The sequence below is a fragment of the Streptomyces sp. NPDC017676 genome, from assembly GCF_044329325.1.
In the GTDB taxonomy this organism is placed as follows: Bacteria; Actinomycetota; Actinomycetes; order Streptomycetales; family Streptomycetaceae; genus Streptomyces.
Window position 1 is genome coordinate 113,043 of sequence record NZ_JBIRJA010000021.1, and the last position, 12,801, is coordinate 125,843.

13 protein-coding genes and 1 pseudogene are annotated in these 12,801 nt (G+C 71.6%); 9 read left to right on the forward strand and 5 right to left on the reverse strand.

What is annotated here, in order from left to right; all coding sequences use genetic code 11:
- The first annotated feature begins 355 nt into the window (after window positions 1–355).
- Together ACH4LD_RS35980 and ACH4LD_RS35985 are read left to right on the forward strand one after the other, a co-directional pair.
- A complete protein-coding gene (locus ACH4LD_RS35980) occupies window positions 356–1,033 on the forward strand; it encodes a hypothetical protein (protein WP_398057315.1) in 678 nt (225 codons plus the stop codon).
- Window positions 1,034–1,053: 20 nt separating this feature from the next.
- Window positions 1,054–2,334 (forward strand): hypothetical protein, encoded by a 1,281-nt coding sequence (locus ACH4LD_RS35985; protein ID WP_398057314.1) that lies wholly within the window; start codon window positions 1,054–1,056, stop codon window positions 2,332–2,334.
- A 215-nt stretch (window positions 2,335–2,549) separates the two neighbouring features.
- On the opposite strand, the gene ACH4LD_RS35990 is transcribed toward ACH4LD_RS35985, so the two are convergent.
- Together ACH4LD_RS35990 and ACH4LD_RS35995 are read right to left on the reverse strand one after the other, a co-directional pair.
- Window positions 2,550–3,770: a glycoside hydrolase family 3 N-terminal domain-containing protein gene (locus ACH4LD_RS35990; RefSeq protein ID WP_398057313.1), complete on the reverse strand. Its 1,221-nt coding sequence runs from the start codon at window positions 3,768–3,770 to the stop codon at window positions 2,550–2,552.
- Window positions 3,771–3,960: 190 nt separating this feature from the next.
- Window positions 3,961–4,644, reverse strand: coding sequence for an SDR family oxidoreductase (locus ACH4LD_RS35995; protein WP_398057312.1), 684 nt, complete (start codon window positions 4,642–4,644; stop codon window positions 3,961–3,963).
- Window positions 4,645–4,823: 179 nt separating this feature from the next.
- Between ACH4LD_RS35995 and ACH4LD_RS36000 the strand changes: the two genes are divergently transcribed.
- From ACH4LD_RS36000 to ACH4LD_RS36030, 7 genes are all read left to right on the forward strand, one after another.
- Complete coding sequence (locus ACH4LD_RS36000; protein ID WP_398057311.1) at window positions 4,824–5,360, forward strand: GNAT family N-acetyltransferase; 537 nt, start codon at window positions 4,824–4,826, stop codon at window positions 5,358–5,360.
- The gene (locus ACH4LD_RS36005; RefSeq protein WP_398057310.1) at window positions 5,357–5,695 is read left to right on the forward strand and encodes a hypothetical protein; all 339 of its coding nucleotides are present in this window, start codon (window positions 5,357–5,359) and stop codon (window positions 5,693–5,695) included. Before ACH4LD_RS36000 ends, ACH4LD_RS36005 begins: the two co-directional genes overlap by 4 nt.
- 72 nt (window positions 5,696–5,767) lie before the next feature.
- The gene (locus tag ACH4LD_RS36010; protein WP_398057309.1) at window positions 5,768–7,033 is read left to right on the forward strand and encodes a ParA family protein; all 1,266 of its coding nucleotides are present in this window, start codon (window positions 5,768–5,770) and stop codon (window positions 7,031–7,033) included.
- Window positions 7,030–8,307 (forward strand): ParB/RepB/Spo0J family partition protein, encoded by a 1,278-nt coding sequence (locus ACH4LD_RS36015; RefSeq protein ID WP_398057308.1) that lies wholly within the window; start codon window positions 7,030–7,032, stop codon window positions 8,305–8,307. Before ACH4LD_RS36010 ends, ACH4LD_RS36015 begins: the two co-directional genes overlap by 4 nt.
- 232 nt (window positions 8,308–8,539) lie before the next feature.
- Entirely contained in the window at window positions 8,540–9,313 is a 774-nt protein-coding gene (locus tag ACH4LD_RS36020; RefSeq protein ID WP_398057307.1) for a GNAT family N-acetyltransferase, read from the forward strand.
- Window positions 9,314–9,370: 57 nt separating this feature from the next.
- On the forward strand, window positions 9,371–10,156 hold the full coding sequence (locus tag ACH4LD_RS36025) for a GNAT family N-acetyltransferase (RefSeq protein ID WP_398057306.1): 786 nt from the start codon (window positions 9,371–9,373) through the stop codon (window positions 10,154–10,156).
- Between the two features lie 23 nt (window positions 10,157–10,179).
- Window positions 10,180–10,509 carry a nuclear transport factor 2 family protein gene (locus ACH4LD_RS36030; protein ID WP_398057305.1) on the forward strand — a complete coding sequence of 110 codons (330 nt, stop codon included), beginning with the start codon at window positions 10,180–10,182 and terminating at the stop codon, window positions 10,507–10,509.
- Between the two features lie 353 nt (window positions 10,510–10,862).
- Here the strand turns inward: ACH4LD_RS36030 and ACH4LD_RS36035 are convergent, their stop codons facing one another.
- The 3 genes and pseudogenes from ACH4LD_RS36035 to ACH4LD_RS36045 form a co-directional block, all read right to left on the reverse strand.
- Window positions 10,863–11,255, reverse strand: coding sequence for a hypothetical protein (locus ACH4LD_RS36035; protein ID WP_398057373.1), 393 nt, complete (start codon window positions 11,253–11,255; stop codon window positions 10,863–10,865).
- 89 nt (window positions 11,256–11,344) lie between these two features.
- A pseudogene (locus ACH4LD_RS36040) lies at window positions 11,345–12,069 on the reverse strand (epoxide hydrolase); the annotation flags it as partial.
- Window positions 12,066–12,734: a TetR/AcrR family transcriptional regulator gene (locus ACH4LD_RS36045; protein ID WP_398057304.1), complete on the reverse strand. Its 669-nt coding sequence runs from the start codon at window positions 12,732–12,734 to the stop codon at window positions 12,066–12,068. The gene ACH4LD_RS36045 and the pseudogene ACH4LD_RS36040, both read right to left, overlap by 4 nt.
- Window positions 12,735–12,801 lie beyond the last annotated feature (67 nt).

The following is a 12,801-nucleotide window of genomic DNA, read 5'->3' on the forward strand; positions in this document are numbered from 1 at the left end:
CGTTAGCCTGCGCTCGCAAGCCGCGCCGGGCGCACGCTGAAGTGAAGTGGGAAACATGAATGCCTTTCAGGTGCCGCAGCCGAGCGGGGAACCCACGCCGGGGCGCGGCACCGGGTGGGAGCTCGGGCCCCCCGGTCGTACCGACGCGGAGACCGCCCTGTGGAACGAGCCACTGCCTTGGGTGGACGACGTGTCCGGTACCGAGGTTGTCACCGCTCCGCCACCGTCGGAGTCACTGAGCGGGCCCGTGCGCGCGCCCGCTTCCGGCGTGGACGCGCGACGGCCGGTCTCCACGCCCCTCACCGGCCGGAAACGATCGCACGAAAACCGGAAGTGGTCGCGCAGGAAGGGGTCGATGGCCATCGGGGCGGGCCTCGTCGGCACGGGTGTGATCGCAGTGGCCGCGGTCCTGGGCAGCCAGCACGGCGAGGACCGGACCGAAGCGGCACCGGCCGTTCACGTGGGCGTGGACGGACCGGCCCCGGTCTCGTCGGGAACCTCACCGCCGAAGACGTCCCCCTCGCCCGGCCATGGGTCGTCCAGCCCCGCCGACCCCACGCCGGCCGGTGGCCAGGGTGTGCGGTCCACGGCGACGTCCCCGGGTACGACCGCCGTCGTGGGGCACGGCGTCGGCTCCTCCGGGCCACGCACCGCTCCCCCGGCGCACTCCAGGACACCGATCGCCACGGCCACCCCCGTCCGCGAACCGTACGTCGTCCAGGCCACCGCCGTGCTGAACCCGGGCCAGTCCGTGGCGGGAGGCAAGGCGACGCTGGCCATGACCGGGGGCGGCGATCTCGTCGTCACCGACGAGCGGGGCGTCACCCGCTGGGCGTCCCACACTTCGGGCTCCGACCTGCAGACGGTCTTCCAGGACGACGGCTGCATGGCGATCTACGATCCGCAGGGCACCGTCCACTGGTCGTCGTACACCAACGGCCACCCCGGCGCGGTCCTGGTGATCACTCCGGACGGCAACGTGCAGATCAAGCTCGGCGACAGCGTGCTCTGGCAGACGGGCACCGGGCATTGAGCGAGGGTCCGGACGGTCCGGTGAGCGAGGCGGGCGCCGGGCCCGGCACGCGCCTGGTCGCCCGCCGGGCCGGCAGTTCCTGGCTGGTCCACCCCTCCGCAGCCCTCGACCAGCGGTCCTGGATGTACGCGGCCGGACTGGCCCACGACCCCGAGCACACCCTGGTCGTCATCGACGTCCCGCCGGGCGCCTCCCCCGGCTTCCTGCACGACGTGGTCCGGGCGCTGCACGACGTGGTCCGGGCGCTGCCCGCCGGCGCGGCGGGCCTGCGGGTCGTTTTCGGCCGTACGCCTCCCGGCGGCGCCGCGCAGGCCGGGCGGTGGCTCGCCGCCCGCACGGGCCGGACCGTGGTGACCGCGCTCGGCCGGCCCCGGCCCACGGCGGAGGGCGCCCTCTTCGTCGACGCCGAACAGGGACCGGGCTGGACGCGGTACGACCCCGGTGGAGGCACTTCGGGGGAGGGGCGGCGCTTCCCCCGCCCCGAGTGGGAGCAGCACCTGCCCACGGACGCCTGGTTGGTGAGCAGACGCACGCTGGCCGAGCCGGTCCCCGCGGGACTGTGGCTGCGCCCGGCCCGGGTGACGCCTGTGTTTCCGCGTCACCGGGCACTGCTGACGACCCGTCTGAGCAGCAGGTGCGACGCGGTCACCGTGGTCGTCGGCGCACCCGGGGCCGAGGCCGTACCGCTGGCCGATGTCACACGGTTGTGGTGGACGCTCCCGGACCAGGTCAGGACCGTCGCGCGGTTCGCCCGCTTCGGCCCGGTCGCCCTGCCGGCGGGCATGTCGCTCGGCGCGGCGCTGGCCGAGAAGGCCGGGAGGGCGGTGCGGACATACAACGGGCTGCCCATCGGTCCCGGCTCCCGGCCGGACACCGCGGGGACGGTGGTGGCGGTCGGCTCCGGCGGCTCCCCCGGACGCATGGTGATGGCCCGGGAGTCCGTCCAGTTCCCGCCGCTGCGGGCCGGTCAGCACCGCGAACCGCTGGTGACGGACCATCACTGGCCGTTGCGCGAACTCCCGTTGCTGCGCCCCGGTGTCTACCGCCACGGCCCGGACGCGGCGGTGGAGGTGACGCCGAGCGGCCTCTGGATACACGGTCGGCGCGAGCGGTCCGGCGCGGCGTCTCCGTCCGTACCCGTGGACGAGCGGCACGAGCTGGTGCTGTACGACAGCGGAGACACTCGCCTCGCCGACGAGTTCCGCCGGATCGCCGGGGAACTCGCGCACATGGTCTCCGCCGAGTACGGCGTGCCCGTTGTGGTAAGGGGCGTGGACACCGGCCGGGTGGACGAGCCGTAGTGGCCGCCGCCGGGCAGCGGAACGTCCGCTCCCGGCACGGGGCTGTCCGGCCGCTCGGTCCGGACACCGACGCGGCGACCGGGCCCCGGACGCGAGAGCGGACGGACCGACGCCGCGGCCGACCCACCGCGGTCCGCCGGAGGCGTGCGGCCCGACCGCGGGCCGGGGACGCCTTCAGCTACCGGTCCGGGTACGGGCGCCGCCCCGGCCACCGCTCAGCCACAGCTGAGCCGTCCGGCGCTCACCTTCGCCAGCAGAACGCGGTGCACACTGTCGGCGACGTCGGCGCGGAACGCGGCGCTGGTCTTCATTCGGTCGCTGACCGCCTGCGCCATCGCGGGTACGGTGGACGCCTTCACGGTGAGGATCATGTTGCCGCCCGCCGACAGGAAGTTGACGGCTCGCTGGCCCGGGGTGAAGGACCGGACCGCGACGGCCTGCCCGAGGTCGTCGGAGATGACCACGCCCTTGAAGCCGAGCTGGGTGCGCAGCAGCTTGCGGATGACGGTGGGCGAGAAGGCCGCGATGTGGTGGGCGTCGATCTTCGTGTAGGTGGCCGAGGAGGTCATCACGAACGGTGCACCGGCCTTGATACCGGACTTGAACGGCGTGAGGTAGGAACTGGTGGCGGTCGTCACCGAGTCGACTACGTTCGCGGTGGTGTCGGTGTTCCCGGTCACCCGGCCGAGACCGGGGAAGTGCTTGAACGTGGTCATCACGTTCGCCTGCTTGAACCCCGCGGCGAACGCCACACTGTGCGAGGCGACGGTGTCGGGGGTGTGTCCGTACTCACGGTGGTAGCGCCCGATGGGCGCGTTGCGGGTGCCGAGGCTTGCCGGCACCACGTCCGCGACGGGGGCCAGGTTGAGGTCCAGTCCGGCGGACTTGAGCTGGGCCGCCCAGCCCGCTGCCCGGCTCTTCAGCGTCGACGTCGACCAGCCGCCCTGGGTCAGCGCGGCCGGGATGGTGGAGAACCCTGGGCCGCTCAGCACCTGCACCTGACCACCCTCCTGGTCCGTCGCCACCAGCAGGCCCACCTGCCGGCCCGAGACCTTGTCCGCCTGGCCGCGGAAGCCGTCCACCACCTTGCGCGTCGCCTTGGTGCCGGCGCTGCTGCGCCCGGTCAGCATGACCGAGCCCACGTGGTGGTCACGGAGCGTGCGCAGATCGGTCGCGCTGGGGCGGGAGGCGGACACCCCTCCCATGAAGAGCTGTCCTATGCGCTGTGCCTGGGTCATGCTGTTGTAGACCCGGTCGACGCAGGCGGTGGCGGAGGTGGCCGACGCGGAGACCGCCGGAGCCCAGTCGGGCTGTGCCGGGCGCGCGTGGGCGGCCGGGGTGACGCAGGCGGCGGCCAGCATCACGGTGGCGAGCGGGACACCGCTGCGCAGGGCCGCCGAACGGCCCGTTCCAGGCCGGCGAGGACGTGCTGTCATGGGGGTGCTCCTGTCACGCGGGGACGAACGACTGCGCGATCGGCCGGCCGTGGTCAGCCCGCTGGGGCGGGCCGGTCCGCCACGCTCACCACACGCTACGCCGCACCGGCCGGGAGTGCGCGCCTTGGGCCGTACGGGTGCTCGTCGCGGTGCGGGGTCCGCCCCCGTCCCCCGTCGGTCGCGCCCTGGATCAGCGCAGCAGCCACCCCGCGTCGACGGCGAGGTCGATTCCGTTGACCGAACGGTTGCGGAGGAGGAAGTCGACCGCGTCGACCACGTCGGCCATGGTCGCCGTCCGGCCGGTCGGCGTCCGCTCCACAACGCTGTCGATGGCCTTGTCCTCCCAGTAGGGGCTGTCCCCGACGACACCGGGGTGCAGGCCGTTGACACGGATCGGCGCGAGTTCGGTGGCCAGGGCCCGCACCAGTCCGGTGACGCCGGCGTTCATGGTCGCGACGGTGAGCGCGCCGGGGTAGGGGCGTTCCTTGGCCTGCCCGCCGAAGACCACCAGGGCGCTGTCGTCGTGCAACCGGTCGCGCAGGGCGTGCACCGTCTGCGAGTACCCCACGAACTTGAGCGTGAGCAGGTGCAGGGCGGCTTCCATGTCGTAGGTGTGGATGCTGTTGTGGTCGCGTGCGACGGCGGTCAGGACCAGTCCGTCGACGCGCTCCACGTCGGCCAGCGCGTTCTCGATACCCGCCGGCTGCGCAAGGTCGAGGCCCAGTCCCCGGGCCGCGCCGATCTCCTTCGCGACGGCTGCGGCCCGGGCGGCGTCGCGCCCGGTCACGGTGACCTCGTCGCCTCGACCGGCGTAGAACCGGGCGACCTCCTTGCCGAGACCCGATGTCCCACCGACGACGAGAATGTTACTCACTGAGTACTCCTGTGCTTACTTATTGATGAGATGTGAGCCCACTACGTGGGCCGAATTGACCGTGCTGTGTTCACCATCGCACACTGGCGCAGACATGTGAGTCCACGCGCGATCGTGAAAGCCACGCATGCCCTGGGTGCCGGAACAGAGTCCTGCCCACCGTGAGAACGGGTACGTTCGTGTCGCAAGCCCCCACCGCGCTCCAGCCCGGTGACCATTCCATCCTCGCCCTCGACGGCCGAGCCACGCTGACCCGGCCGGCCGGGCCGACCGACCACACCGCCGTCAACGCGATGCACGCGCGCTGCAGCGCGGAGTCGCGCCACCGGCGCTATCAGACGGCGCGGCAGAGATTGACCCGCTCCGAGTGGCAGTCGCTGACCGCGCCGGACCGGGGTCTGACGTGGGTGACGCGACCCGCCGACGCCCCGGACTTCGTCATCGCCGCCACACATCTCCTCCGCACCCCGGTGGCCCGGACCGGTGAACTCGCAATCCTGGTGGAAGACGCCTGGCAGAGCGTCGGGCTGGGCACAAAGCTGGTGCGGCGGGCCCTTGGAGAGGCCTACCGCCTCGGTATGGCATCTGTCCATGTGCTGACCGACCGGGACAACCACCGCATGCTGTCCATCTGCCGCTCGCTCGGCGCCCGCGTCCGGGAGGCCCAGGGTCCTGCCGTCGATCTCACGCTCCCGGTGTCCGAGGGTGTGTCATGACCACACGCTCCCCCGGTCCGGCCGCACGGGTCCTCGGTCTCGTCGCCGCCCTCGCCCGCGCCGTCCTCGGCGCGGCGGCCGGAGCCGGCCGGCCTCCCACCCCGGTCCAGCGGTTCGCCGCCCGTCGCCCGGTCCTGCTGGCGGTCTACGCCGGTACACCGATCGGGCTCGTCCTCGTCCTCGCCGTGTGGCCCCGCGTCCGCACCGCCGCGGACATCGCCTTCGTCCTGGCCAACTGCGTGCTCGTGTACTGCGTCTTCGCACTGGTCGCGTACGGCGAACGCGCCCGGCAGCGGCTGCTCGCCCGGAACCGCCACACCGAGGAGAGGGGCTGACGGCCCCACAGAACATCGAAAACTAACGCGTCGGTTCTTCAGTCGATCATCTGCGTTAGTAAGGTGTCCTCCATGAGTTCTCCAGCCACCTCCAGCGACCGCGAGAAGGTCGTCTCCAAGCTGCCGGGCTGGCTCCGGCAGAACCTCAAGGTCAGAGCGGCCCAGCTCGGCATCGAGATCCAGACCGCCGTCGAACAGGGCGTCCGGGACTGGTGCGCGCTGGCCTCCGCCACCGCGCCCGTCGACACCGCGGGCGCCGACTCCTTCTCCACCTTCCTGCCGCCCGGGCAGTGGGAGGAGTTCCGGCGCTCCGCAGAGGACCGCCGGGTCTCCCTCATCCAGGGTCTCGCCCAGTCCGTCCAGCTGTGGCTGGACACCAACCCGGCTCCCGACGTCGAGCGCCCCGCGGTCACCCGCCGTATCGTCATCTGCAACCAGAAGGGCGGCGTGGGCAAGACCGCCATCACCGCCGGTGTCGGCGAGGCACTCGCCGAGTCACCAGACGCCCTGCACCCCGTGCGCGTGGCGAAGGCCCTCGCCAAGGCCCTGAGGGACAGCGAGGCCGCGGCCGGCGGCGTCGAACCGGATGACGACCCGCTGGGCGTGGAGAACCTGCCGGGGCTCGGGATGCGGGTCCTGCTGGTCGACTTCGACCCGCAGTGCCACCTCACCAACCAACTGGGCGCCACCCCCCTGCCGATGAACGGCGACAGCCTCACCAACCACATGGCGGGGGACCCCAAGGGCGACCTGCGCGACCTCGTCGTCCCCATCGACGAGGAGAAGTTCGGCGGCCGTCTGCACCTGCTGCCCGCCTGCAACGACGCCTTCCTCCTCGATGTACGGCTGTCCGCCGTCCGGGCCCGCGAGGCCGCCCTCGAACGGGCTCTCATGCCCCTGGAGTCCGACTACGACGTCATCCTCATCGACTGCCCGCCGAGCCTCGGCCTCAGCATGGACGCGGCGGCCTACTACGGCCGGCGCCGCGACGGCGAGAAGCCCGGCCAGTCCGGCGCGCTCATCGTCGTCCAGGCCGAGGACAGCTCCGCCGACGCCTACGAGCTGCTGACCACGCAGATCGAGGACCTGCGCGCGGACCTCCAGGTCGACATCGACTACCTCGGCATCGTCGTCAACCTCTACGACTCGCGCCGCGGTTACATCGCCACTTCCTCCCTCCAGGGGTGGGTCGACATAAAGGATCCGCGGGTCGTGGGCCTCATCGGAGACCTCAAGGAGCAGAAGGAGGCCGTGCGGATGAAGCAGCCCCTGCTGTCCTACGCACCCAAGTCCCAGCAGGCCGTCGGCATGCGCGCGCTGGCCCGGGAGATCTCATGAGCAAGGCCGACCAGTTGGGGGCGGGCCGCTTCGGCGGCGCCCGCACCGTCAGCGCGCGCCGGCAGGCGGTGGCCGCCGCGACGGGCGTGCCGACCGAGGGCGTCGCGCCCCCCACCGAGCTGCCCATCCACCGGATCAGCCCCAACCCCGACAACCCCCGCTCCCGGCTCGGTGATCTGACCGACCTCGCGGGAAGCCTGAAGACGCACGGCCAGAAGCAGGCCATCACGGTCATGAACCGGGACGCCTACCTCAAGGCCAACCCCGACCGGGAGGGCGACCTCGAACCGGACACCACGTACGTCGTCATCGACGGCAGCAGCCGGCTCGCCGCCGCCCGGGAAGCCGGGCTGGCCACGGTCAAGGTCATGGTCAGCGACGACCAGGGCAACACGTCCGAGGAGCTCCTGGAGTCGGCCCTCGTGGCCAACATCCACCGCCAGGACCTCGGCGAACTCGACGAGGCCCGCGCCCTGCAACGCCTGCTCGCCATCCACGGCAGCCAGACCGCGCTGGCCAAGCGGCTGCACCGGTCGCAGGGCTGGGTGTCCCAGCGGCTCGCGCTGCTGACGCTCACCCCCGAACTCCAGGCCCGCATCGGCCAGGAGCCGATCGATCTGCTGCGCGCCGTCGGCAAGAAGCCGGCCGAGGAGCAGGAGGCGGCCCTGGAGGCGCTCAAGGCGGAACGGGTGCGCGCCGACGCGGAGCGCGTGGCCCGCAGGGAGGCGGAGAAGGCCGCACGCGAGGCGCCCCGGCCGCCGGAGACCGAGCCGGAGCCGGAGCCGGGGCCGGATCATGGGGTCACGGCAGCGGCGGCGCAGACCACGGCCGTTCCCGACGAGACGAGCGGGTCGACCGACGGCGCGCAGTCCGCGGCCGTCCCGGAGGCTCCCGTGCCGTCGACTCGTCCCGCCCCCGCCCCCGCCCCCGCCGCGGCCCACCCGGCCACGCCGGCCCCGCCGCCCGTCCAGGCCCCGGTCACGGAGGCGACGCCGTCCGCGGCCGTCCCGGACACGGTCGTTCCCGAGCCCCGTACGACCCCGGGTGCCGCCGCTCCCGCGGTACGGCCGGCCGGCGCTGAGCAGCCCGTGCGCAGGCTGCCGTACGACGAGCCCGGCTCACTCGCCATGTTGCTGGACCAGAAGATCGAGGACGACGACGTGTTCTTCGACCTGATCCGGTTCCTCGGCCTGCGGGCGCTCCAGCGCGATCCCGCCCGCCTCGGCGAGCTCGGCCGGTTCCTGGCCGACCAGCCCACGGCCGCGGTCGACTGATCCGAACCCACCGCACGCCGAACGCCCCGCGTCCACCACGGCCGCGGGGCGCGGACTGTTCAGTCGACATGGGCTTTCTACAAGACACGTGCTCCAAACACATGATGTCACTGAACAACTAGACTGACTACATGAGTGCGGCACCCACATGGTGTTCCGTACGAGTCGGCCGCGGTCGCGGTCCAAGTCGGCGAAGAACGCACTGCGTTCGATGATCACGAAGGTGACACACATGGCAGTTACGCCGGACACCGGGGACATGGCCCGGGTCACAGCCAATTTCCGGCAGTACCTCATGGGCTGGGGCGCGGAGCTGAGCGCGTGGGGAGACCCGGACCACTACCGCAGCGGGCTGGCGCAACCGCAGTTCAACGGCGTCGTACGGCTGAGGTCACTGGACGTCGTGGAGGAGTCGATGGCCACCGCGCGGGCCCGGCTCGCGGGCGTGCCCTGGTGGTGGTGGGTCGGCCCGGACAGCCCGGAGGGTACCGCCGACGCCCTCGCCGGCCTGGGTGCGGTGTCCCTCGGTGCCGTACCCCTGATGACCCGGTCGCTCGACGGCGTCGAGGAGACCGAGGAGCCGCCGCCCGGTCTGCGGATCGAAGAGGTCGGGGAAGGTGACCGGCTGCGGGAACTGGTCCGCACCTACAGCGCCTCCATGGGGGTCTCACCGAGCCTGGAGGACGGCGTGGTGCGCGTCGAGGCCGGGCGGGCCGACAACAAGGACATCGTCCGCCTCGCCGCGGTGCTCGACGGCAAGGTGGTCGGAACGACGGTGGTCATCATGGCGCACGAGGTGGCCGGCATCTTCCTGGTCCATGTCGCGGAGGCGTACCGGCGGCGTGGCGTCGGCGGCGCCCTGACGACGGCGGCGTTGCGGGCGGGGCGGGAACGGGGGATGCGCCTGGCCGCGCTCGGCGCCAGCCCGATGGGTGAGCCGCTGTACCGGCGCTTCGGCTTCGAGGCCGTCGCCGAGTACCACCTGTTCTCCGGACCCACGGCCTGACACACTTGAATGTCACACTGGAACCGATACTGACATCTACCGAGTTATATTCGGTTTGTGAATCAAAGCCCTGACATCACGATCCTCGAACCTCAGCTCGCCAACTGCCGTGACTACTGGCTCGGCTGGGGAGTTCAGGAACGACGGGACGACTACCTGTCCCTGTTCCGCAGCGGGCTCGCCGACGGCCAGCTCAACGGTGTGATGCGACTGCGGAACGAGGACCGCACCGAGGAAGCCGTGGCCGATGCGGTCAAGCGGTTCGACGGCCTGCCGTTCACCTGGTGGGTCGGTCCCGACAGCGGGCCGGAGGTGCGTCGGCGACTCGTCGATGGCGGGGCCAGGCAGGAGGGGTTCATGCCGATCATGGCGGTGCGGACGGACCAGGTGCGGCACGTCAGCGGCCCCGACGCCCTGCGCGTACGGCCCCTCGGTGACTCCGTGGAGGAACTGTCCGACTGGGTGCGCACCTACAGCCCCTCCTTCGGTCTCCCTCCGGAACTCCACGACGACCTCGTCCGCGTCGAACGGGAGCGGACGGACGCCGGGCGGATCACCCGGTTCGCGGGTCGGCTCGACGGGCAGACCGTGGGGACGGCGCTGTTGTACGTGGCACACGGCGTGGCCGGGATCTACGTCGTCACCACCGACGCCTCACGACGGCGGCAGGGGATCGGCGCGGTCCTCACCCAGGCCGCCGTGCAGGCCGCCAGGGAGAACGGTCTACGCGTGGCCACCCTTCAGGCCACCGGCGACGGCGCGCCGGTCTACCGACGGCTCGGTTTCTCCGTCGTCGGCGAGTACGAACTCTTCGAGGTGCCGGCTTACGGGCCGGCCCGGTGACCCTTTCCCGTGAGGAGCGGCTGATGACCGACATCGAACTCCCGGACGCCATCCGGGCCTTCATAGAAGCGACCAACGCCGGTGACTCCGAGGCGTTCGTGTCCGCCTTCGCACCGGACGCGTACCTGAACGACTGGGGCCGCGAGTTCCACGGGCGCCGTGGGGTGAGCGACTGGAACCGCACCGACAACATCGGTGTGCAGGCCCACTTCGATCTGGTCTCGGCCCAGCGGGACTCGGCGGACGGCCGCTACCTGCTGACGCTGAAGGTGTCGGGCAACGGCTACAACGGCACCGGGCCCATGGCCTTCGAGCTGCGCGACGGGCTGATCGCCTCCCTGCGGATCAGCTAGGTCCTGTCGGGCCTCCGCCGACGCGATGATGCCGGCGGACGAGCCCGGCTGCCGGGGCCGAGCGGCGGCCCCGGCTCGCCCGTCAGGCGGCGTGCGACCGCCTGACGCCAACCAGCTCGGCATGCGGCCGCCGGTCGGGGCAGTCGCATGCCCGCCGGGTCCGGAGGGACGGGCGTGCCGGGGGCCCTCTCGCCTGGCCGCGTGCGGTGTCCCCGGGCGCCCTACCCTTGATGCCCCGGTCGCCCGAAGAGGTCCGGGAGGGTGACCGGCTGCGGGACCTGGCCCGCACCTACAGCGCCGGCTGGCGGCGAGGCGCACGACCGCGTCGTCATCGGTCGCGAAGCGCACCTCGGTCACCTCACGAGACGGGCGTAAGCCCTCAGTTCCTCCACGAAGAGTCGGGGCTGTTCGAAGGCGGCGAAGTGACCGCCCGCGGCGATGCCGTCGTTGGAGTAGACGAGGTTCTCGTACGCCTTCTGCGCCCACACCCTGGGTGTGCGTACCAGCTCGCCGGGGAAGACGCTGACCCTGGCCGGCAGGTCCAGGTGCGTCAGGTCGTGGTTGTCCCGGTAGAACTCCCAGTAGAGCCGTGCCGACGACGCGCCGGTGTCGGTGAGCCAGTACAGGGTGATGTCGTCGAGCATGCGGTCGTAGCCGAGGAGCGGCTCCGGACGGTGGTCGCTGTCCGTCCAGTCGGTGAACTTCTCGAAGATCCAGGCGGCCTGCCCCACGGGGGAATCGGCCAAGGCCAGCCGAGGGTCTGCGGGCGCGTGGCCTGTTCCTGGAAGTACCCCGAGTACTGCTGGGCGAGGACCTGCTGCTGGGCGATGGCCGCCTTCTCCTCCGGAGTGCCTTCCCCCAGTGCCGTGTTGGTCAGCATGGACTCCGGCAGGTTCAGGTGCACACCGAGCAGTCCGGCCGGTCGCTGCCTGCCCATCTGGGGGGTGACGGCGCCTCCCCGTTCCCCGCCCTGGGCGATGTAGCGGCGGTGACCCAGGCGCTCCATCACGGTGATCCAGGCGGAGGCGATGCGCGCGGGGTCCCATCCCGTCTGCGCGGGGCGGTCGGAGGAGCCGTGCCCGGGCATGGAGGGGATGACGACGTGGAAGGCGTCCCGGGCGCTGCCGCCGTGGCGCGTCGGGTCGGTGAGTGCGCCGATCGTGTCGATGAACTCCACGACCGACCCCGGCCAGCCGTGGTTGAGGATCACCGGGAGGGCGTCCGGGTGCCTGGACGGACGTGCAGGAAGTGGATGCCCAGGCCGTCGATCCGGGTCCGGTACTGCCCCGCCCTGTTCGGCCGGGCCTCCAGGGCGCGCCGGTCGTAGCTGGTGCGCCAGTGCTCGACGAGGCCGCGCAGCCGGCTGAGCGGGACTCCCTGGGAGACGTCGCCAGATGCACGGAAGAACAGATCGTGACCGCCCGGTAAGACATGTGCCGCACGACGGGCATCGTCGCGCTCGCGGTGACGGGCCTGATGACATACCGGGCGTTGTCTCGCGTGGCCGTAGCCGCCCGACCGCCTGCAGGAGCGAAAGAGCACCTTCCGTCTACATGTCACAGCATGGTCCGGTCGAATTGCTGCGGGTCGAGTGCGTCGGGGGACAGAGGTGTCGGCCCGGTCCGGGCGAGACGTAGACCATCAAGAACGAGGGTGAGGTAGCGCCGCCACAGTTCCGGTGCGACTTCCCGACTGCGTTCGGTGGTGGCCCAGAGCATCATCTGCACGAAAGGGAAGTCCGTCGTATCGATGTCGTCGCGGAGCTGTCCGGCCTGCTGGGCGCGCGTGATGACGGCGTTGACCGCTGGGGTGAGGCGTTCCCTGGCGAGTGCTACCCGGGTCCTGCCGTGCGTGCCAGTCAACAGGACGTCCCGGAGTCCGCGGTTTCGCGCGATGTGCTCGGTGGTGGTCTGGAGGAGCTGCACGAAGCCCTCCCAGGCGTCCTCGTGGGCGAGGGCCGTTTCGGCGAGCTCGGTCAGCCGCTCGATCTCGGACTCGAAGACGGCGTCGACGAGTTCTTGGCTATCGGCGAAACGACGGTACGCGGTGCCGATACCGACGCCGGCGTGGCGGGCGATGTCATCGAGGGTGACGTCAACACCACGGTCGGCGTAGACCTCTTGGGCAGCGGCAATGAGGCGCTGTCGGTTGCGCTCCGCGTCCGCGCGCAGCGGGCGGGGGGCAGGCGGCTCGGAGTGCGGGGCGGAGGCGGTGCGGCGGCTCATGAAGCCACCCTATCCAGCAAACGGAGAACTGTCTCCAGTTCCGTGCTACGGTGGCACAGCCGCACAA

Bases quoted from the DNA above. Each gene is read 5' to 3' on its own strand.
- ACH4LD_RS36005 (WP_398057310.1), top strand. From the start codon at position 5,357: ATGACCACACGCTCCCCCGGTCCGGCCGCACGGGTCCTCGGTCTCGTC.
- ACH4LD_RS35990 (WP_398057313.1), bottom strand. From the start codon at position 3,770: ATGACAGCACGTCCTCGCCGGCCTGGAACGGGCCGTTCGGCGGCCCTG.
- ACH4LD_RS36020 (WP_398057307.1), top strand. From the start codon at position 8,540: ATGGCAGTTACGCCGGACACCGGGGACATGGCCCGGGTCACAGCCAAT.
- ACH4LD_RS36030 (WP_398057305.1), top strand. From the start codon at position 10,180: ATGACCGACATCGAACTCCCGGACGCCATCCGGGCCTTCATAGAAGCG.
- ACH4LD_RS36045 (WP_398057304.1), bottom strand. From the start codon at position 12,734: ATGAGCCGCCGCACCGCCTCCGCCCCGCACTCCGAGCCGCCTGCCCCC.
- ACH4LD_RS36015 (WP_398057308.1), top strand. From the start codon at position 7,030: ATGAGCAAGGCCGACCAGTTGGGGGCGGGCCGCTTCGGCGGCGCCCGC.
- ACH4LD_RS35980 (WP_398057315.1), top strand. From the start codon at position 356: ATGGCCATCGGGGCGGGCCTCGTCGGCACGGGTGTGATCGCAGTGGCC.
- ACH4LD_RS36010 (WP_398057309.1), top strand. From the start codon at position 5,768: ATGAGTTCTCCAGCCACCTCCAGCGACCGCGAGAAGGTCGTCTCCAAG.